At 61.2% G+C, this 20435-nt stretch carries 17 protein-coding genes and 1 riboswitch; of the genes, 6 read left to right on the top strand and 11 right to left on the bottom strand.

All coding sequences use genetic code 11. The annotated features are described in order from the left end of the window. Positions 1-32: 32 nt before the first annotated feature. Positions 33-1598: a DEAD/DEAH box helicase gene (locus ACT3UA_RS14795; protein ID WP_096283304.1), complete on the bottom strand. Its 1566-nt coding sequence runs from the start codon at positions 1596-1598 to the stop codon at positions 33-35. Positions 1599-1901: 303 nt separating this feature from the next. Beyond that, complete coding sequence (locus ACT3UA_RS14790; RefSeq protein WP_444617107.1) at positions 1902-4019, bottom strand: MMPL family transporter; 2118 nt, start codon at positions 4017-4019, stop codon at positions 1902-1904. 111 nt (positions 4020-4130) lie between these two features. On the opposite strand from ACT3UA_RS14790, the gene ACT3UA_RS14785 reads away from it, so the two are divergent. The 4 genes from ACT3UA_RS14785 to pabB all read left to right on the top strand — a co-directional run bounded on the left by ACT3UA_RS14785 (position 4131) and on the right by pabB (position 7887). Continuing rightward, a complete protein-coding gene (locus ACT3UA_RS14785; RefSeq protein WP_096283540.1) occupies positions 4131-4631 on the top strand; it encodes a MarR family winged helix-turn-helix transcriptional regulator in 501 nt (166 codons plus the stop codon). A 9-nt stretch (positions 4632-4640) separates the two neighbouring features. After that, entirely contained in the window at positions 4641-5264 is a 624-nt protein-coding gene (locus ACT3UA_RS14780) for a LysE family transporter (RefSeq protein ID WP_096283303.1), read from the top strand. 114 nt (positions 5265-5378) lie between these two features. Next, positions 5379-5888, top strand: coding sequence for a low molecular weight protein-tyrosine-phosphatase (locus ACT3UA_RS14775; protein WP_444617104.1), 510 nt, complete (start codon positions 5379-5381; stop codon positions 5886-5888). Next, complete coding sequence (gene pabB, locus ACT3UA_RS14770; RefSeq protein WP_255248324.1) at positions 5875-7887, top strand: aminodeoxychorismate synthase component I; 2013 nt, start codon at positions 5875-5877, stop codon at positions 7885-7887. The genes ACT3UA_RS14775 and pabB overlap by 14 nt, the downstream gene beginning before the upstream one ends. Before the next feature lie 10 nt (positions 7888-7897). On the opposite strand, the gene cls is transcribed toward pabB, so the two are convergent. Then, the gene (gene cls, locus ACT3UA_RS14765; protein ID WP_096283300.1) at positions 7898-9394 is read right to left on the bottom strand and encodes a cardiolipin synthase; all 1497 of its coding nucleotides are present in this window, start codon (positions 9392-9394) and stop codon (positions 7898-7900) included. Between the two features lie 160 nt (positions 9395-9554). Here cls and ACT3UA_RS14760 point away from each other — a divergent pair, with 160 nt between their 5' ends. Further along, complete coding sequence (locus ACT3UA_RS14760; RefSeq protein WP_096283299.1) at positions 9555-10430, top strand: aminodeoxychorismate lyase; 876 nt, start codon at positions 9555-9557, stop codon at positions 10428-10430. On the opposite strand, the gene ACT3UA_RS14755 is transcribed toward ACT3UA_RS14760, so the two are convergent. Both ACT3UA_RS14755 and ACT3UA_RS14750 read right to left on the bottom strand, forming a co-directional pair. Next, complete coding sequence (locus tag ACT3UA_RS14755) at positions 10427-12772, bottom strand: ATP-binding cassette domain-containing protein (RefSeq protein ID WP_343252104.1); 2346 nt, start codon at positions 12770-12772, stop codon at positions 10427-10429. The two genes, ACT3UA_RS14760 and ACT3UA_RS14755, sit on opposite strands and share 4 nt — an antisense overlap. After that, positions 12765-13382, bottom strand: coding sequence for an ECF transporter S component (locus ACT3UA_RS14750; protein ID WP_096283298.1), 618 nt, complete (start codon positions 13380-13382; stop codon positions 12765-12767). The genes ACT3UA_RS14755 and ACT3UA_RS14750 overlap by 8 nt, the downstream gene beginning before the upstream one ends. 71 nt (positions 13383-13453) lie before the next feature. Continuing rightward, positions 13454-13572, bottom strand: a riboswitch (TPP riboswitch). A 74-nt stretch (positions 13573-13646) separates the two neighbouring features. Between ACT3UA_RS14750 and ACT3UA_RS14745 the strand changes: the two genes are divergently transcribed. Beyond that, positions 13647-13898, top strand: a complete 252-nt coding sequence (locus tag ACT3UA_RS14745; protein WP_096283297.1) for a DUF4235 domain-containing protein — start codon at positions 13647-13649, stop codon at positions 13896-13898. Positions 13899-13961: 63 nt separating this feature from the next. Here the strand turns inward: ACT3UA_RS14745 and mnhG are convergent, their stop codons facing one another. Genes mnhG through ACT3UA_RS14715 form a run of 6 tightly spaced genes read right to left on the bottom strand, consistent with a single transcriptional unit; the run spans position 13962 to position 20311 of the window. Beyond that, positions 13962-14375, bottom strand: a complete 414-nt coding sequence (gene mnhG / locus ACT3UA_RS14740) for a monovalent cation/H(+) antiporter subunit G (RefSeq protein ID WP_096283296.1) — start codon at positions 14373-14375, stop codon at positions 13962-13964. Further along, positions 14375-14641, bottom strand: coding sequence for a monovalent cation/H+ antiporter complex subunit F (locus ACT3UA_RS14735; protein ID WP_096283295.1), 267 nt, complete (start codon positions 14639-14641; stop codon positions 14375-14377). Before ACT3UA_RS14735 ends, mnhG begins: the two co-directional genes overlap by 1 nt. Then, entirely contained in the window at positions 14638-15270 is a 633-nt protein-coding gene (locus ACT3UA_RS14730) for a Na+/H+ antiporter subunit E (RefSeq protein WP_096283294.1), read from the bottom strand. Before ACT3UA_RS14730 ends, ACT3UA_RS14735 begins: the two co-directional genes overlap by 4 nt. Before the next feature lie 12 nt (positions 15271-15282). Beyond that, the gene (locus tag ACT3UA_RS14725; protein WP_096283293.1) at positions 15283-16887 is read right to left on the bottom strand and encodes a Na+/H+ antiporter subunit D; all 1605 of its coding nucleotides are present in this window, start codon (positions 16885-16887) and stop codon (positions 15283-15285) included. 2 nt (positions 16888-16889) lie between these two features. Then, entirely contained in the window at positions 16890-17339 is a 450-nt protein-coding gene (locus ACT3UA_RS14720) for a Na(+)/H(+) antiporter subunit C (protein WP_096283292.1), read from the bottom strand. Continuing rightward, positions 17336-20311 carry a Na+/H+ antiporter subunit A gene (locus ACT3UA_RS14715; RefSeq protein ID WP_096283291.1) on the bottom strand — a complete coding sequence of 992 codons (2976 nt, stop codon included), beginning with the start codon at positions 20309-20311 and terminating at the stop codon, positions 17336-17338. Before ACT3UA_RS14715 ends, ACT3UA_RS14720 begins: the two co-directional genes overlap by 4 nt. Positions 20312-20435: the final 124 nt, after the last annotated feature.

The raw sequence follows: 20435 nt of genomic DNA, 5'->3' as shown, positions 1-20435 counted from the left end.
AGGGACTAGGACTAAGGACTAGCCGCTAGAGCTTAGCGGCTACGAGTTGCCGGGCTCGAGGCGCGGCGTGGACCGCGGGAACGTCCACCAGCAGCTGGCGCGCCGGCGCTTGCGCCGCGGCCGCCCTGGCTTGGCGCACGGTTGCCACCGGTTGGGCGCTCGGCATTGGCGTTTTGTCCGCCGCGCGAGGGACGTTCGGCATTGGCCGAGTGTCCTGCGCGTGCTGGGCGCTCTGCGTTAGCCGATGCGCCGCGAGCTGGGCGACGGTTGGAGTTCCGCTGCGCTTCGCCTTCGCCACCCGAGCGAGTGCCACGGGCCGAACGGCCACCACGGACCGCACCGTTGCCGCCACGCGAGGATCCGCTACCGGAGGCCGCCACCGATTTCTTCCGTGGCGATGACTTCTGCTGAACCGGAGCGACATAAGCCACCGATTCCGCGACCTCACCGACGACGTTCGCAACGACGCTGGAGTTCAAGTTGATCTTCTCAAAAGGAACCTTCAGGCCAGCCTGCTTGAGCAGGGTCGCGACATCACCCTGCTGATCTGGAGTACAAATGGTCACTACGGTGCCACTGGAACCGGCGCGGGCGGTACGGCCCGAACGGTGCGTGTAGGCCTTGTGTTCTGCCGGTGGGTCCACGTGCACAACGAGCTCCACACCATCAACGTGTACGCCACGGGCGGCCACGTCGGTGGCTACCAGTACCTTCGCCTCACCCGAGGAGAAGGCTGCGAGGTTGCGGTCACGAGCGTTCTGCGACAGGTTGCCGTGCAAATCAACGGCCGGGACTCCAGCCTTTGAAAGGACAACTGCCATCTTCTTGGCGTGGTGCTTGGTGCGCATGAACATGATGCGGCGTCCGGTGCCCTGAGCCAGAATACGGATCAGTTCCTTTTTGTCGTCAGCCGGGATCACGAAGACGTGGTGTTCCATGGTATTCACCGCGGCTTCCGGGGCGTCAACCGAGTGGATGGTTGGATTGCTCAGGTAGCGTTTGACGACCTTGTCCACGCCATTGTCCAAGGTGGCGGAGAACAGCATGTGCTGGATCCCTGTTGGCATGCGGTCCATAATGCGGCGCACTACCGGCAAGAAGCCCATGTCGGCCATGTGGTCGGCTTCGTCCAGAACCGAAATTTCCAGCTGGGACAGGTCAACGACCTTCTGCTTGATCAAATCGTCAAGGCGACCGGGGCAGGCAATGACAATGTCAACGCCCTCGTTCATGGCCCTCTCCTGGCGGCTCTGGGCCACGCCACCGTAGATCACGGTGGTGCGCAGTCCGGAGGCTGCTGCCAGCGGGTCCACTGCCTTGGCGATCTGGGTAGCCAACTCGCGGGTTGGAGCCATGATCAATGCTCGTGGGAAGCGGGCCTTGCGACGTTGTGGTCGCTGCGCCAAGCGCGCTACCAATGGGATCGAGAAGGCAAGGGTCTTGCCGGAACCGGTCTGTCCGCGGCCCAGGACGTCTCCGCCTGCAAGTGTGGTGGGAAGGGTTGCTTCCTGAATTGGGAAGGCCGATTCGATGCCTAGCTTCGCTAGAACATTCGATAGGTTTTCGGGCACGCCAAGGGCGCTAAAAGTTGTAGTCACGCTCAAACTTTCTCTCTGATTCGCACGCCGGTTTCGACGTTTGGTTTCGCCGAGCCAGGAGGAAGTCCACCACAAGCAAAAGCCGTAATTGGGCCGATAACTTGGGGAGAGGAAAGGCGCATTGCGGCGCAGATCATCAGCGGGAAATCTAAACTGTCGACGAATGCGCACCGAGCTTTCCGGGAGAATCACCAAATCACTTGCTGGTGCGCACAACCCCAGTCTACAGGCCATTGACGGACCCAGACAGTGCCTGAGTCCGTCAAATGCCCGCAAATCAAGAGATCTCAGACACGTCGGGGGTTATTCGGCCTTCTTGGAGAGCTTTGAAGGCCACCAGACTTTCGGCCCGATTTCCTCCACTAGCGCCGGCACCAGCAGGCTTCGAACGATGAAGGTATCAAGCAGAACCCCGAAGGCCACGATAAATCCCAGCTGAGCGAGGAACATGATCGGCACGACTCCCAAGGCCGCGAAAGTCGCTGCCAGAACCACACCAGCCGAGGTGATCACCCCGCCGGTTACCTTCAGCCCCCGGCGCATGCCCTCGCGGGTTCCGTACTTCAAGGTTTCCTCACGCACCCGCGTCATCAAGAAGATGTTGTAGTCCACGCCGAGGGCCACCAGGAATACGAAACCGAACAGGGGAACCGCCGGGTCTGCGCCGGAGAACTTGAAGACGCCGTTGAACACCAAGGCGCTCACACCCATTGCGGTTCCGTAGGAGATGACCGTGGTGACGATCAACAGCACCGGCGCGAGCACCGAACGCAGCAACAGCATCAGAATGATCAGGATCGCTATGAGTGTCAGCGGAATGATCTTGGCCAAATCCGCCAGAGCGGTATCGGCCGTGTCGAGCTGCGTCGCGGTGGTTCCGCCGATCAGCGCCTCGGCGTCCACCGCATGAACCGCCGCGCGGAGTGCGCCAATGGTTTCCTTGGCTTCATCCGAGTCCGCGGCGTCGCTCAATGTGATGGAGATCAGGCTGCGTCCCTCGATCACTTGCGGGTCGGCACCGCGTGCGGCCATGGCTGGCCCGCCGTCTTCTGCCTGCAAGTAAGCGGAGTCCACTCCGGTGACATCCAGTACATCTTCGAGGATGATGGCCGCATCGGCTTCGCTCACCACCGCGATGGCTGGTGAGCCGGATCCCGCAGGGAAGTGCTCACCGAGGGCGGCCTGCCCGTCCCGTGATTCCGAACCGCCAATGACCAGCTCGCTTTGCGGAACGCCATGCGCCTTGAGCTGGGTTACCCCCAGCGCACCCGCGGCAAGAACCAACAACGTGAGGATCCAGATGGGACGCGGATGGGCAGCGACGAAGTTCGCGATGCGCCCCCACAGCCCTTCTTTCACCACGGCATGCTCACCGTGCTGTGCGGCTTTCGGCGGGAATGGCCAATAGGCGGCCCTGCCGAGCAGGCCAAGCACTGCGGGCAGGAAGGTCAGAGCGGCAATGATGGAGAAGATGATGCCGCTGGCCCCAATCGGCCCCAGCGCCTTGTTCGAGTTCAGATCGGAGAACAGCAGGCAGAGCAGGCCGACCGTCACGGTGCCGCCGGAGGCGACAATCGGCTCCAAGGAGCTGCGCCAGGCCTTGGCGACGGCTTGGCGCTTGTCCTTGCCTTCCGCCAGAGCTTCCTTGTGCCGCGCCACGAAGAGCAACGAGTAATCCGTCGCCGCACCGATCACCAGAATCGACAGGATTCCTTGCGACTGCCCGTCGAGGCTGATCCACTGCGCATCGGCCATGTAGTAAACAGTGAGGATCGCCGCGCAAAGCGCCACCACCGAGGTGAGCAATACTGCAAATGGCAGCAGCACCGATCGATAGACCAGCAGCAGGATGACGAGCACGGCCACGAGGGCTACGCCCAGAAGCACCCCGTCAATTCCGCCGAAGGCTTCGGTGAGGTCGGCGCTGAACCCGGCGGGGCCGGTGACATAACCCGTGGTGCCATCGGGGATGATCTGCGCCAGCTTCGCCCGAAGGTCTTCGACTCCAACATTCGCTTTCACCTCTGCGCTCACCGGCACCAGCAGTTCAACGGCTTGCCCGTCTTCCGAAACGAAGGGGCCGGTAACCTGCCCGTCAAGATAGGCGAAGTCCGCGAGCTGCGCGGCCAGGTCCTCCCCGGCACTGGCCGGGAGGTCGGTTTCGCTCGTGACCAGAACCACCGCCGGAATCGCATCCGAGGTGCGGAACTTGTTCTGCCATTCAAGGGCTCGGGTCGCCTCTGCGGTTGCCGGCAGGAAGGCAACCTGGTCATTCGTCTGGACTTCGGAGAGCTTGCCGAAAGTTGGCCCGCCCACCCCTGCAATCGCCAACCAAAGCAAGATCACCAGGGAATACACCCCCAAGCGGACTCCCACGGCTTTCTTTTTCGAAGGCAACTCTGGCTTTCTCAGATGCGGCACGATTTGTTCCTTTTCGCAATGACACGGTTCTGCCAAGAATGTCGGGCAAGCTCAGCCTAGCAGAAAGTAGTTCCATTATGGAATGATTTGATGGCCTATACAATCAAAGTCATGTCTACGACTACAAACCATCAGCTTGTGGCGCTATTAAGAGAATTCGGCCTTGCATCCGATCGATATGTTGAGTCGACCGGATCGATCCACGGCACGCACCGCACCGATATGAATGCGCTTTCGATCATCATGAAGTATCAGATACGCAGTACCCTCCCCTCCCCGCGTGATCTCAGCCGGGAGCTGCAGCTGAGTTCGCCGGCAACGACGGCGATGCTTGACCGGCTGGAAAAGATCGGCTATATCGAACGGCAGCGTACCGACAAGGACCGCCGTGTCGTACGCATCGCGATGACCGACAAAGCACGCCGCGAAGGACGGGAGATGTTCCTGCCCCTAGGCAAGAACATGCTTGATATCGTCGCCGACTACGATGCCGAGCAGCTCTCGCTCATTACCGAATTCATGAGCCGAGTCGTAGCCGGGGTCGACGCCGCTAGAGCCGAAGTGGTGTCACGTCACGAAGCCAAATCTGCTCCGGGGGCCGAAACAATCTAAGCTGATCAAGTGACTCTTGCACTTTGGATCTCCCTGCTCGGAGCGAGCATCGTCATCAGCTTCACTCCGGGCGCTGGCGCAATCAATACGATGACCAACGCGATGAGGCTCGGTTTCCGCTCATCCATCTGGGGAATCCTCGGCCAGCAGATCGCATTGCTCATGCATGTGATCATCGTGGCCGCCGGAGTCGGGCTCCTAGTTGCCGGCTCACCGGCGATCTTCGCCGCGGTGCGTTATGCCGGCGCGGCCTATCTGGTGTATCTGGGTATCCGCATGATTCTTTCCAAACCGGATGTCACCTCGGACGGAACCACCCAAGGCGGTGCGATGGGCCGCTGGGCGATGGTTCGGCGCGGGATCCTGGTGAATCTGCTAAACCCCAAAGCCATCGTGTTCTTCTTGGCGTTCACCCCGCAGTTCATTCGTCCGGATCAGCCGCTCATCGCGCAGTATGCCATCTACATCGGCACGATCATTTGTGTAGATATCTTGGTGATGTGGTTCTTCTTCGCCGCCACGGCACGCACCTTTCAACGATTCACCGCCACCGCGCGCGGAGCAAAGATCCTCAATCTGGTCTTTGGCACGCTCTTCATTTTCGTGGCGGCCCTGCTGCTTTTCCTGCATTAGTCACCGCGCAGCACCACGGCACCGAAGCGCGTAGATGAATCGTTGCCTTTTTGTTCTCATAAATAGGGCGCGTAGCTCTCGAAGGTTGGCCCCACTTGTGCCTAGACTAATGACATGTTCCGGATAATGATCGTGTGCACGGGAAACATCTGCCGTTCGCCTATGGCCGAGTACATGCTCAAAAATGCGTTGGGCGACGCTGGAGTCTCCGAGGTCGAGCTCTCTTCCAGGGCGACCACCGATGGGGAAATTGGCCATCCCATCGACCCGCGGGCGGCAAATACCCTGCGCGCGCATGGCCTCGATGCCACCGGGCATGTGGCGCAACAGCTCACCGCCGAAGAACTGGCGCAAATGGATCTGGTATTGGCGATGGACACCGATCACTTCGAATTCCTTGTGCCGGACCTCGCCGAGATCGACCAGGCCGATCGTCCGCTGCTTCGCATGTTCAGGTCCTTCGATCCGGCGATTGCCAACGAGCCCCATGAGAGCCAGGGGGTTTACGACCCTTGGTATGGCGACGCCGGGGATTTCAGGGAAACTTGGAAGATGATCGCTGCCAGCCTGCCCGCCCTCGTCGATTATGTGCGGAGTAATATCGCCTCCCGTGGAAACCGCTAGACCATATATTATTGCCCTCGACGGTCGTTCCGGCGCGGGTAAAACACAATTCGCGGCCGCCCTAGCCACCACCCTGGGGGCCAGCGCAAGCGCAGATATCTTGCACCTCGAAGACCTGTATCCCGGATGGGATGGGCTCGGACGCGCCCGGAAGCTCTACGCTGAGCTCCTTCCCGAACTGGCTCAAGGCCACGAAGTGGCTTGGCAAGCCTGGGACTGGGAAACGAACCAATATGGGGCGCCACGAACCTTTGCCCCCGGCCCGGTGCTCATCATCGAAGGCGTTGGCGCCGCTGGAACCGCTGCACGCGACTACGTGGATGTGAGCATCTGGCTGGACGCGCCCGCGACCCTGCGCCGCGAGCGGGCGTTGGCGCGAGACGGCGAAACCTACCGCCCGTACTGGCAGCAGTGGGCTGCCCAAGAGACGGCCTATCTCCACGCAGAGGCCCCGCAAGAACACGCCACCATCGTGCTGAATGCGGCAACGGAGCAAACCCCGAGCCAACAGCTACGCGCGGCGCATCGATTCCTCCCGGCCGCGCTGCAACGCCTGCTCCCCCACGATGAACCGGCGCCGGCCCCAGCGCTGCAGGCGACCTTCGCGGCGCCGGCAGATGTAGCGGCCCTGTTTGAGGCCGTAGCCTCCGCCCTGCCGAGGGCCGCACTGCTGGAATCCACGAGCCACAAACTTACCGATCCGTTGGATCGCAATAGGTACTCGTTGCTCGCCTTGGCGCTGGATCCGGGCTCCGCGGTCCTTACGAGCGTAGCGAGTCGGACCGTAGTCCATGCCGGATCGGCCACCGTGCAGCAAGGCGGGGAGTTCTTCACCGCCCTGCACCGGTTGTGGCCCCAGCATTCGGCGATGGCCCACGACTATCCGCTGCCGCAATGGGTGGGCTATCTGGGCTATGAATTAGGCCGCGAGGTCGGCGCGCGAGATCGCACCGTCTTTTTGGCAGATGGCACGGCTCGGCCCGACGCGCAGTTCTTCTGCCCCGATGCCGTCTTGGTCGTCGACCACCGGCTGGATCGACTGATGCTCCACTGCGCCGCCGACCAGGTAGCCGCGCTTAACGAGATCATCGAGGCGGCCGCCGCGGCCGGCACGCGCCAAAGCGCCTCGTTGCCCAACCTGGCCTTCGAATGCGCAGATTCGGCCAACGGATATCGGCAGAAGGTCCGGAGGGTGCAACAACAGATTTTTGAGGGAAACACCTACGAGGCCTGCCTCACCACGGTGCTGAAAGCCCGGGTCGAAGATTTCTCGCCCTTCGAAGCCTACTGCCGGATGCGCGAATCCAGCCCCGCACCTTTTGCGCACTACCTTCGCTTGGCGGATCTGGAAGTCGCCAGCATCTCTCCGGAAAGATTCCTGAGCTTGGACGCCCACGGCAAACTTCGTGCCGAACCGATCAAGGGAACCCGCCCCCGCGGAAAAAGCGAGCCCGAAGACCTAGCGCTGGCTCACGATCTGGCCACGCACCCGAAAGACCGCGCCGAAAACATCATGATCGTGGATCTGCTGCGCAACGATTTGTCGCACTATGCGCTCCCCGGCACGGTAGCCGTCAAACGCCTGTGCGCGGTGGAGACCTATGCGACGGTTCATCAAATGGTTTCCACCATTGATGCCAGGCTGCGAAGCCGCCAAGACGCGGCCCTGGCCCTGCGCGAGGCGTTTCCACCGGGGTCGATGACCGGAGCACCGAAGCTCTCGAGTATGGAGATCCTCGACGAATTGGAAGAGCAACGGCCCCGCGGGCTTTACTCCGGCGCCGTAGGCTACCTTGGCCACGACGGATCGGCGGATTTTTCGGTAGTCATCCGTAGCCTAGTCTGCGATCGGCTGTCCACCAATGGCTGGGAATTGAGCCTCGGGCTTGGCGGTGCCATCACCGCCGATTCCGACCCGCAGGAGGAGTGGGAAGAAGTGCTCACCAAATCCGTGGGTGTGCTTTCGGCGCTCGGCACGGAATTCCCGGTGCGGGAGTGAGCCCTGTGGATTACTGCAGCGTCGCGGTCAGCCGGCAGACGTTGTCGATCCAGCGCTGCAAGCGTGGACGGCGGCGCCATTCACTCAAGGTCAGCTCCGAAGATATTTCGCGGTAGTGATCTTGCACCTGGTTCACCGCGTCGACAATCTCGGGGCCGAGCATCATCACCGAAATCTCCATATTCAAGCTGAATGACCGCATGTCCATATTCGAGGAGCCGACCACCGCAACATCGCTATCGGCGGTGAAACACTTCGTGTGCAGGACCTTCGGGGCCGGGTAGCGGTAGATTCTCACGCCAGCTTGCAGCAGCTGCTGATAATACGACTGTTGCGCGTGATGCACCAGGAACTGGTCTCCTTTTTCGCAGACGAAAAGTTCGACCTCGACGCCGCGTTGCGCGGCGGTGGTGATGGCGTATAGCAGCGAATCGTCGGGCACGAAATACGGGCTGGTGATTTTCAGCCGTTCGGTGGCCGAGTACATCAGGGTGTTGAATAGCCGCAAGTTATTTTCGGATTCGTAGCCCGGTCCACTCGGCAATACCTGGGCGAGTGTTGCTCCGGGCTGATCTGCCTGTGACAGCGGGTGCGAGGCTTCGGTCAAATCCGACAAGACATCGGTAGTGTCATCCTCCTGCCACCAATCGGTTGCGAAGGTGACATCCAGGCTGCGCACCAAGGGGCCCTCGACGCGCAGCATCATCTCGACCCATTCGCGGCCCAAGGCATGGGATGATTCGCGCTTGTAGCCCGGTTCGATCAGGTTCTGGCTGCCGGTGAACGCTACCGCACCGTCCACCACGAGGATCTTGCGGTGGTTGCGCAGATCAGGGCGTCGCCAGCGCCGGCCAATCGGGTCGATGGGCAGCATCGCGCGCCATTCGATGTCGGATTTGCGCAGCCGCTTCTTCAAATCCCGGTAGCCGGTCACGCGCAAGGTGCCTAGATGGTCGAAGAGCAGGCGGACGTTCACCCCGCGGCGCGACGCGGCTTCCAACGCGTCCAGGACCGGGCCAACATATTCTTCATCATCGCCCATGATGTAGAACTGGATGTGCACGTAGCGCTGCGCCTGTTCGATGGCCTGGCGCATGGATTCCAGCGATGCCTTGTAGTTGGATAGCACCTCAATTTTGTTTCCCCCGTCAAGCGGGAACGCCCCAAGCTTGCGATTGAGGACGACCGCAGATTCCACCCATTCTTCGGTGGAGTGGAATTCTTCGGGAAGCTGCATGTGGGCGGTGGCGTCCGTGATGCTTTCGTTGGCGCGGCGTTGCTTCTCCAAACGTCGCCGTGAAAGCCTCGGGTTCGCAAAAAGCAGGTAGGCGGCCAGACCTGCCACGGGAATGAAATAGATCGCCAATAGCCAGGCCATGGCGGTGGTTGGACGGCGGTTTCCGGGGACGATGCCGATCATCACGAAGCGCACAATGATGTCAATTGCTACGGCGATTGGCCACAGGACGGCACCAATCTGAAGCAACAGTTCGCCGCTAGGCAACATCTAAACACGCTCCGCTCTCTTTTTCATTTACGAATTTTGCGTCTTTGACGCAGTCAGCGCGCCAAACTCCTTGACTTAGACTATCCAATCCCTGGCGACTTGTGCGTGCTTGAAGCCCTCATTGGCGCGTAGTGCGGCAAAGTTTCGATAATCTTTAACCATGAGCTCACTCGTATTCCTTGATCCGGCGTATCCTGCCGGGCGCTTGGCCGATATTAACGCACCACAACTTCCAGTAACCGCCCAAGGCGTGACTCGTGGCGATGGCGTGTTCGAGTCGATGCTGTACACCAACCAGGCCGTACGCAAAATGGAAGCGCATCTGGCCCGTCTGGCTATTTCTGCCGAGGCCTGCGATCTCGTCATCCCCGACGAGCACCGCTGGCGCGCGGCCATCGATACCGCCGTGGCTGACTTTGACGCCGATGGCGGCGCCGAAGAAGCGGTAGTCAAGCTCGTGGTTTCCCGCGCTGATTCCGACGCCGAGCAGGCGCTGTGCTGGGTTACCGTGGCCCCCGCCCCGCAGTTGGGCAAAGACCAGCGCGAGACGGGAATCGACGTTCTGCTGCTGGACCGCGGCTACGATTCGAAGCTAGCCGAGCGTGCCCCCTGGCTTCTGATGGGCGCCAAAACCTTGTCCTATGCGGTGAATATGGCGGCCTTGCGTTTCGCGCACAAGCACGGAGCCCAGGACGTCATCTTCACTTCGTCGGACGGTGTGGTCTTGGAGGGCCCAACTTCCACCGTGCTCATTGCCCAACGCGACGGGGAGACCAAACGACTGATCACCCCGATGCTTGAAACTGGCATCCTGCCCGGTACCACCCAAAGCGCGATCTTCGACGCGGCGGAACAGTACGGTTGGGAGCTGGGGTACGGTCCGCTCCGACCGGAGGACCTCTATCAGGCCGATGGGGTCTGGCTAGTTTCTTCGGTACGGCTGCTCACCGCGGTCCACACCCTTGACGCCAAACCGCTGCGCCTAGACGCCGAGCTCCATGCGGAGCTCAGCGACCTCAGCGCTTCGGTCCGTTAACTCCAGACCAGGTTGAAGGTGCCCGTCCACAAGGCGGCACCTATGGCCAAGGCACCCAGTAGCACACCCGTCGCCAACACCGCGCCGTCAAGCCAGGTGAAGGACACGGAGCGCACCCAGGTACGTGTTCCCGTGCCAAAGCCCTTGGCTTCCATGGTCACCGCAAGCCTTCCGGCACGGCGCAGCGCCTGCACCAACAGCGCTAGCACCTGCCCGAGCTTCGCCTTCACCCGTTGGGTTGGTGAGCGAAGGTCGCCGACTCCTCGCGCGCGGCGGGCAAGGGTCAGGGTGGTGAATTCCTCAACCAGCAACCCCAGCAGACGCATCCCGGCAAGGGCTCCCAAGACGAATCGGTGCGGAACGTTGAGCTGTTGCGCCAAGGCGCCGCCGAGGTCGCTGGGGTTCGTGGAACTAAGCAAGAGCACCGTGGGCACCGCGAGCGCCAGGGTACGCAGTCCGGTAGCTACTCCGGCGCTCACCGATCCTTCGGTAATGCTGAGCATCCCCAGGCTTAGCAGCGTTTTGCCGGAGTCTTCTCCTACCAAGGCAATTCCCCAGGCGGCGAGGGCCCCGGCAACAATTAGTGGCCAGCCGCGGCGCATAAACGTGCCCAAACGCAAGCCCGCCAGCGGCAAGGCAAAGAGCGTGGCAAGGATAACCACGCAGGCAGAGACCCAGTCGATCGTCGAGATCAACGGCAAGGTTGCCGCAGCGATCGCACCCAGCTTGGCCAGCGGATTGATCTTTGCAAGCCAGCTCTCCCCTAGGGGCGCGTCGAGCATCGGGCCTTGGCGTACCGGTGTCGGCTTGGCATCCGGATGCTCACGGGTCAGCACGACCTGCGCCGCGTTGAGCGCGTGAGCAAAATCTTCGTCGTGGGTCACCGCGACCACGGTTATCCCCGATTCAAGTGCCTCGATCAGGATGTTGGCCAGTTCCAGCCACGTATTGGCATCTTGCCCGAAGGTCGGTTCGTCCAAGATCAATACATCTGGTGAGGCGGCCAGCACCGTCGCTACCGAAAGTCGGCGTTTCTCGCCACCGGAGAGCGTGAACGGGTTGGCCTCGCCCAGATGGGCAAGCCCCAAGCGGTCCAGCAGTTCCTCCACCCGCAGAGCTATCTGCGCTGGAGCGTACTTCTCGTTCTCCACCCCGGCCTGGCGTGCCCGGGTAGGTGCGAATGCCAATTCTTCGCGGACGCTTTGCGTGACGAATTGATGTTCCGGTTCCTGGAATACCGACCCGATCCGTGCAACCAATGCCCCTGCCCGCCAGCTGAAGGGCTGCGGACTCAGCCCATCGGCCAGGTTGCTGCTTGCTTCGACACTGCCCGTAGCCGGCTCAAGCAATCCGCCTAAGGTCAGCGCCAAGGTGGATTTCCCTGCACCATTTTCCCCGCGAATCACCAACGCTTGGCCGGCGCGCAGCCGCAAGTTGATTTCGGCTGTGGGCACCGCTTGTGCATGGCGCGCCGCGCGCAGTTTCACCGCCGCGAGCAGTTCCTCGCCCTCGCGTGAGTGGAGAGGTTCGGTGTGTGGAACGTAGCCGGGAATCCAGATACCCGCCATGGCTAATTCACGGCGAATCTTTTCATTCTCAAAGAGCGCCCGCGGCTCGAGGTCGTGGGCGATCCCGCCGCCAGGGGCAAGGACGAGTACGCGGTCAACGTGCTCTGCCCAGGCTTGCAAGCGATGTTCCACCACAAGCAGTGTCGCACCGGTGTCATTGGCGGCGGCAAGCACCGCATCACGCAGCGGCTCGATCCCCGAAGGGTCGATATTTGCGGTTGGTTCGTCCAGAAGCATCAGACCGGGGCCCATGGCAAGAATCCCGGCCAAGGCCAGCCGCTGCTTCTGGCCGCCGGAGAGTTCCTGGGTGCGGTGCGACAAGTCCAGATTCCCAAGTCCTACCGCGCGAAGCACCTCGGGGATTCGCGACCGGATCAGTTCCGGAGCCATTCCAAGATTCTCCGCGCCGAAGGCGACATCGTCACCGACCCGGCTCTGCACGATCTGTGTTTCGGGGTCTTGCTGCATCAGCCCGACCGGGAAGCTTCGGGCGAAGGCATCTCGTCGCTGAATCTGCAGTTTGCCGGTCGCCTGCTGCCGTTCGTCGATCTCAAGAACTCCAGCCAAGGCGTGCAAGAGCGTTGATTTACCGGCGCCGGATGGGCCTAGCAGCAGGACCTTTTGCCCGGCAGGAATATGCACGTCCAGTCCGCTGAGCGCCGGCAATGGACGTTCGGCATGGTGCCAGCCAAAGTTGTCGGCCGTGATCTCAAAGCCGCCACCGCCGAGGTGCCCGGGGGTGGCTTCGGTAGTCGAAGAACTCAATTCAGGCACTGCGCAGCGAACCTTCAAGGTGTGCCGAACGGCTAGCCAATGCTCCCAGAGCACCGGTCTTCGCCAGAGCACGGGTTGCCAACCACGAGAGAAGTCCGGCAATAACTAGGCCGGAAATGCCCATGGCAACTACGTGGAACAGCTTCATCGCCTCGGTGTACTCAGCGAAGTAACCCAGCAGGTAGGCTTCGCCGATTCCGCCGAAAATTCCCGACATGAATCCCGCAAGCAGTGCCACCGGCAGGTTCCACCGGCGGTACCTCACTGCGGCAAAGACCACCTCGGCTCCGAGCCCCTGGATCAGGCCGGAGAACAGCACCGCTAATCCCCATTGGGAACCTAGCAAGGCTGAGATGACGGCGGCGAGGATCTCGCAATACAGCGCGGCACCGGGTTTCCGGATAATCAACGCACCGAGCACCGCGGGAAAAAGCCACATGCCAGATACGAAGGCGCTTGCCGGTGGGAAAGCCACGAAAGCAAGGCTGACCAATCCGTATCCGGCGTTCCAAGCCCAAAAGATAACGCCCGAGGCGACCGCGATTACCGAGGCCACAACGATGTCGACCACGCGCCAGCTGGCACGGTTAGTTGCTGGTGCAACGTTCATAAGGTTTGTCCTCCTATGTAAGGAGGGGAGATGCACGGACCGGTGGGCGTTTAATCGCGCGCCATGATCCGCATCCGAGATGCTCGACTTCCTTCGCCGGTACTAGCCGGGGCAGGTTCGAGGGTCTGCGATCTATCGCACTCTCAGCGTCTTGCACCGCGAACGGCATGACGCTCCCCTGTCGGAATGATTACTGCTCAACCACCATACCGCAGGTATGCTGGGCTACAGAACGAAACCTTACGACGCGAATGCGAGGTCCTCATGAACTCAGTGCAGAAGCTTGTTACCCTTGGAATTTCAATGGGAGCGGGAATGCTTGGAAGCCGACTGGTCGACAAGGTCTGGAAAGGCTTCACCGGAAACGACGCGCCACGTCACGGCAAGGAAGCAGCCGCGGAAGCGAGTATGCGCCAGGCTTTGGGGTTCGCCATTTTCTCCGCCGTGGTCGCATCGATTATCCAGGTGCTGGCTGATCGCGGCACCAACAAGGCCATGAAGAAGTTCAGCAAGTAACATTGCCGAATTCCTTTGGTGGGGCAGGCCATTTGGCCTGCCCCACCAAAGTTTAACCAGCAGCTAGGTGCTCTCGGGCTCGTCGTTCTGTGCAGGTTTCGCTGGCGGCACCGCTGCGGTGGTTCCGGTCGTCTGCGAATGATTGCTAATGACCTGTTTTAGTTCATCAACATGCAAGGTTTCTTTCGCCACGTGCTTCGTGCGATATCCGGCGCGGCCAATCATGTGCGCCGATACCGGGGCAGTCAGCAGCTGCAATCCCCAGGCCAAAGCAAAGACCGGGATCAGTCCCCAGCTGCGCAAGTGGATGATGAGTCCGGCGAAGAGCAGCAGGAAGCCCAATACTTGTGGTTTGGTGGCCGCGTGCATGCGTGAAAGCAGATCCGGGAAGGTAATTAAACCGATTCCGGCGATCAGCGACATCAGGGAACCAAGTACCAGCAAGAGCGCAGCGAGTGCTTCTAAGAACGTGTCCATTAGGCGTTCCTCTGATCCGATACGAACCGCGAGACGGTAACCGAGCCGATGAATCCCAAGGTGCAGGCAACCACCGTGAACAGCAGGTAATCGGTGTGCCGGTTCAGCGCCATGTCTAGGCACAGCGCACTGGAAATGATCAACAGCATGACGTCGAGAGCGAGCACCCGGTCAAGAATCGAGGGGCCCTTGAAAACCCGCCACAGGCAAGCGATAGAGGCCAGCGCCAACATCACTCCGCCAATCCATACAGCTATTTCAATCATTTCTTGGGCTTCCTGCTGGAGAAATCCGGACCGCATTCATTCTTGATCGCCTCGTATTCATCGGGGCTTCCGATGGCCATGATCAACCGGCGTTCAATGTCGTGGATATTCGCTCGCGCCTTTTCCACATCCGCATCGCTATTCACATCGAGATAGTGCAGGTACAAGGTGGAACTGCTGCGGTCCACGTCCACCACGAAGGAACCTGGGATCAGGGTCAGCACATGGCCCACGGTCATCACTACCAAGTCAGATTCGGTGCGCAGCGGCACTGCGATCACCGCGCTGCGTGCCTTCTTACGGCGTACTATCGCAACTCGCGCCACATGGCCGCTGGCGACGAATACCTGCATCAGGAACCACGCGAAGAGCTTCAGGCAATACCAAAGGTTTATTCGTCCGGGAAGCACCACCGGCGGCAGCGGGAATAGATTCACGATGACGATCGAAATAATCGCGCCAAACAATAGATTCCCGGCCGAGAAGTCCTGCCACAGTGCACCCCATACGAAGATGAGCAGCAGGAGCAACGGCCACTCCTGCTTGAAGGTGGCACGGTGACGGACACCGGAGGTATCCAGCGCATCATCGATGCGCTGGTCACGATGTTTGAGGTTCTTGTCCTTCATGCGCCTTTCCTCCTAACTCAACGGTAGTACTGCGTTGATGAATGGTTCACGTGCAATCAATTCGGCCGCCACGCGTTCACAGAAGGCGAAGATCGGCCCGGCGAAAATGGTCAGCGCGATACCTGCGGCAACGAGCGAACCGGTCGCGTAGCGCATCCCCCAAGGCAGGGACTCGGATTCCAACTCGCGGGCAAGCTTCCTGCCCAGATGCGGGGACTCGGCGCCGCCTGCCGCGGCATGTTCCAGAACCCGCGTCGATTCTGCGATCAATTGCGCGTTCGGCACCTCGGCATCCGCCGCACGGCGCCAGAACATACGCGCCCACACACGAATAATCGCAAGCAGGGTCAGCAAACTGGTCAGCAGCCCGGCGCCGATGACCACCCAAGTCAAGGCGTCTGCCTCGGACGACGCCGCATGCAACAGCCCGAACTTCCCGAGGAATCCGGAGAAGGGCGGGATGCCGCCGAGGTTGATGGCCGGAATGAAGAAGAGCACGGCAAGCATCGGAGACAGCTTGGCCAGCGAGCCGAGTTTGGTCACGTTCGCGCTGCCTGCTCGGCGTTCGATGAGCCCGGCAACCATGAATAGCGAGGTCTGCACGATGATGTGGTGGCCCACGTAGTAGATGGTGGCGGCGATGGCCAGCGGTCCGCCGACGGCAACACCGAAGATCAGGTAGCCGATGTGGCTGGTTAGCGTGAACGAAAGCATACGTTTGAGGTCCGTCTGGGCCAGCGCACCGAGAATACCGATGACCATGGTCAATGCCGCAACCACCAGCAGCGCGGCGTTAACCGTCCCGCCGGGGAACAACAGCGTTTCGGTACGGATGATCGCGTACACCCCGACCTTGGTCAGCAGCCCGGCGAATACCGCGGTGACCGGGGCCGGAGCCGTTGGATAGGAGTCCGGAAGCCAGAGTGAGAGCGGGAAAACGGCGGCCTTGATGCCGAAAGCAATAAGCAGCAGCACGTGCAGGATCAGGTGCGGGCCTTGGTCCAGTTCGGGCAGCTTCACCGCCAGGTCTGCCATGTTCACGGTACCTGTGGCGGCATAGATCATTGCGATCGCCATCAGGAAGATCACCGAGGACACCACCGAAACCACCACATAGGTGGTTCCGGCGCGGATGCGTTCGGCGGTACCGCCGAGGGTCAGCAGCACGTAGCTGGCGGTCAGCAGGATTTCGAAGCCGACATACAGGTTGAATAGATCCGCGGCGAGGAAAGCGTTGGACACGCCGGCGAGCAGAATCAGGTAGGCCGGGTGGAAGACCGATACCGGCCCCGGTTCGTCCCCATCGGCCAGGCCCTGGCTGGTCGCGTAGAACAGCACCGCGAGGGACACCACGGTCGAAATCAGCAGCATGAAGGAGCTGAAGCCGTCGACCATCAGCGCAATGCCGAACGGCGAGTCCCAGCCGCCAATATGGATGGCATAGCTTTCGCCGCCCCACACCGCTGCCACCATGCCGGCTTCGAGAACCAGCGTCAGGCAGAGGATGCCGATCGTGATCAGCCGCTGGACACGGAGGCGGCGGCGCGCCAGGAACGCTGCGCCGGCACCGAATATCGGCAGCAGAACAGCCAGCGGGGAGAGTTCGAGAAATTCCATGGTTACTCTTCCCCTTCTCTAATCGGTCGGCCTTCTTCATCGACGAATTCTGTCGTGTCCTCGGCTACCGGCGAATCTTCTTCTTCGTCATATGCGGTGGACTGCGAAACCTTAATATCCTCGGTATCGTCGGCAACCACATCGGCGCTGGTCAGCGCCCAGGAACGATAGATCATCGCGAGCAGGAACGCGGTCACCGCGAAGGTGATCACGATGGCGGTGAGGATCAAGGCCTGCGGCAACGGATCGGAGTACTCCTCCGGGGCAATGCTCGAATCGAACAGCGGCGCCACCCCGCGGCGTCCGCCGCTGGTCAGGATCAGCAGGTTCACCCCGTTGCCCAAGAGCATGATGCCAAGCAGCACGCGGGTCAGGGTACGTTCCAGTACCAGATAGAATCCGGCGGCCAGCAGCACGCCGGTAATCACCAGGAAGGTAATATTCACGCTCATCGTCCTACCCCCGAAGCCGTGGCGTGGGTGACATCGTGTTGTTCGATCGGTGAGCGCCCCTCGGAGAGCTCATCGATTTCGCTACCCAGGGAGCGCAGGACGTCCTGTACGAGGCCAAGGACCACCAGATACACTCCAATATCGAAAATCGTTGAGGTGACGAACTTATGTTCGCCAAAGACCGGCAGCCAGAATTCCCATACGTAGGTGGTGAAGATCGGGTCGCCGAAAAGCACCGGAATCACTCCGGCAATTCCGGCCAGGGCCAAGCCGCCACCGATCAGCATGCCAGGTGCGACACGCATCGATTCGGAGAGCTCCACGCGTCCGCCGGCAAGGTAGCGGATGGTCAAGGCCAGCCCCGCGATCAGCCCGCCGGCGAATCCCCCGCCGGGGGCGTTGTGCCCGGCGATCAGCGCATAGACGCTGAGCAGCAGCACCGTGTGGAATACCAGCCGGGTGACAATCTCGAAAATGATCGAACGCCGTTCGGCCACCAGCGTGTTGCCGGCCATCAGCCAGTCCTGGTTGCTGGAGCTGGCGAAACGCCGGGCCACGCGCAGCCCAACTTCCTTGCTCCGCTGGTCGCCCATGGCTTCGGAGCCGCGGTCGATGCTTCCCGGTGCTACATGATGGGCGCGCACGCGCTGCCCGAAGCTCCGGCCGGCGAAGATCAGCGAGGCCACGCCCGTGGCCGCAGCCGCCAGCACGGTGATCTCGCCGAAGGTATCCCAGACGCGGATGTCCACCAGCGTCACGTTCACGATGTTCTCGCCGAAGCCCTCGTAGTAGGCCAGATCCGGGTAGGCCAGCGAGATCGGGGCTTCGGTGCGTGCGGCCATCATCGCGATAGCGATATACACCACCATGATCGCCAGCGCGATGGCGAGCACCGCGCGGCCCCAATTGATCTCGGTCAGGCCAACCCAGAGGCGTTTGGGCAGGGCGCGCAGCGCCAGCACGAAGGAGACCAGCACGATGGTTTCCACCAACAGCTGGGTGAGCGCCAGATCCGGGGCGCCCTGCAGCGCGAAGATGGCAACCATCCCGTAGCCGGTCACCGAGACCATCAGCACCGCCATGAAACGCTTCGGCGCCACGATCGCGATCACGCAACCGGTGATGATGATCGCGCCGATGACCAGCTGGGCCGGATGATCGGCGATGACCCAGTTGGTGGGCCACGGAGTTTCGACGGTCAACGCGATGGACAGCGGCAAGATGAGCACGACCATGAGGATCACGCCCAGGTAGAAGGACAGCGAACCACGCTGGGTACGACCGGTGGTCCAAATGGCGACACGGTCCAGCACGTTGATGCTCCCGCGGTAGACTTCCTCGGCGGAAATCACGCTGCGCCGCAACGGCGCTCCGGTATCGGTGCGCTTGCGCAGCCAGAAGAACAAAATACCGATGGCCACCGAGATGGCGCTCAGTCCCAAGGCCGGGTTGAACCCGGCGAAAAGCATTAGATGCATCTGCCCCGGTCCGCCCTGCAGGAGCGACCAGTGGGCGATCAGCGGTTCGATGAATTTCGGGTAGAGGCCCAGCGCCAGGGTGCACAAGGTCAACACCAGCAGGGGGCTCAGGAAGATCAGCGAGGGACGCTTATACGTGGTCTCGCCGGCGATCTTCGGTTTCACGCCGAAGGCCCCGATGAGGAAGCGCAAGGAATAGGCCATGGTCAGCGCGGCGCCCAGAACCAGCCCGATCAGCGCGAACGTCCCCCAGCCGGTGTCCAGGTGCAAGGCGGCCTCGTAGACCGCCTCCTTGGCGACGAATCCGAACAATGGCGGGATCCCCGCCATCGACGCGACGGCGATAGCGGCGATCAGCGCCAGGATCGGCATGCTGCGCCGCAGTCCGGAGAGCTTGCGGATATCACGGGTACCGGTGTTGTGGTCGATGATGCCCACGGTGAGGAACAAGGTGGCCTTGAACAAGCCATGTGCCAGCGTCAATGCCAGCGCGGCGAAGGCGGCTTCGGCGGTGCCGAAGCCGAAGATCGCAATGATGAAGCCAAGCTGCGAGACGGTGCCGAAGGCAAGGATCAGTTTCAGGTCATACTGTTTCAGCGCGCGGTAACCGCCGATCAGCATGGTCAGCACGCCAATGCCTACGGTGAGCGGCACCCAAAAAGCAGTTTCGGAAAAGCCCGGGGCCAGTCGGGCGATGAGGTATACCCCGGCCTTGACCATGGCCGCGGCGTGAAGATAGGCGGAAACCGGGGTCGGTGCGGCCATCGCTCCGGGCAGCCAGAAGTGGAAGGGAACCAGCGCGGATTTGGAGATGGCTCCGAGCAGGATCAAGGCGATTGCCACGTCAACGAACATTCCGGTGGAGACCAGCTGTTCGGACTGCGCGATCCACTCGGAGAGCCGGTAGCTGCCGGTTTGAGCGCCAAGCATCAGCAGCCCGGCGAGCATGGCCAATCCACCGAAGGTGGTTACGATCAGCGCGTTCATTGCCGAGCGTCGCGCGGTGATCAGGTGCTGGCTGAAGCCGATGAGCAGGTAGGAAAGCACCGAGGTGATTTCCCAGAAGATGAACATGATGATGACGTCGTCGGCGGTCACCAGGCCGGTCATGGCGCCGGCGAAGGCGACCATCTTGGCGGCGAAGCCACCGATTTGCGGGTCATCGTTCTTGAAGTAGCGTCCGCAGTAGATCAGCACGAGTGCGCCAACGCCGAGGATCAGCAGCAGCAGGCTTGCGGCTAGCGCATCCATGCGGAAGTTCAGCCCGATATTCAGGCCCGGGATCCAGTCGATGCTCAAAGAAGGTGGCGCGTTCGGGGCCCCGGATGACAAGGTCGGGTCTGCTGCCAGGACGGCCGGCATGCGTGTGATGAGCCAGATAAAACCCACTGCGGGAACAATTGCCACTACATAGAAGGCGTTTCTTTTGAGCGCCCGGAACAGCATTGGGGACAACGTCGCCGTTGCAAAGAGTGCAATGAGAATTATTAACACACGTCTCCTCTGTCGACTGAACAAGGGGCCAGAGTCCGACGAACAGAAAATGTCCGCTACGCAATTTTATCAGTCCAGAGGGGATTTTATGCACTGTTGAGCGCTTCGGGGAGTAATTGCGCCA

The sequence above is a fragment of the Glutamicibacter sp. 363 genome (genome assembly GCF_052379505.1).
In the GTDB taxonomy this organism is placed as follows: Bacteria; Actinomycetota; Actinomycetes; order Actinomycetales; family Micrococcaceae; genus Glutamicibacter.
The sequence above is the reverse complement of the archived record's forward strand: the minus strand, read 5'-3'. Positions and strand labels throughout refer to the sequence as shown.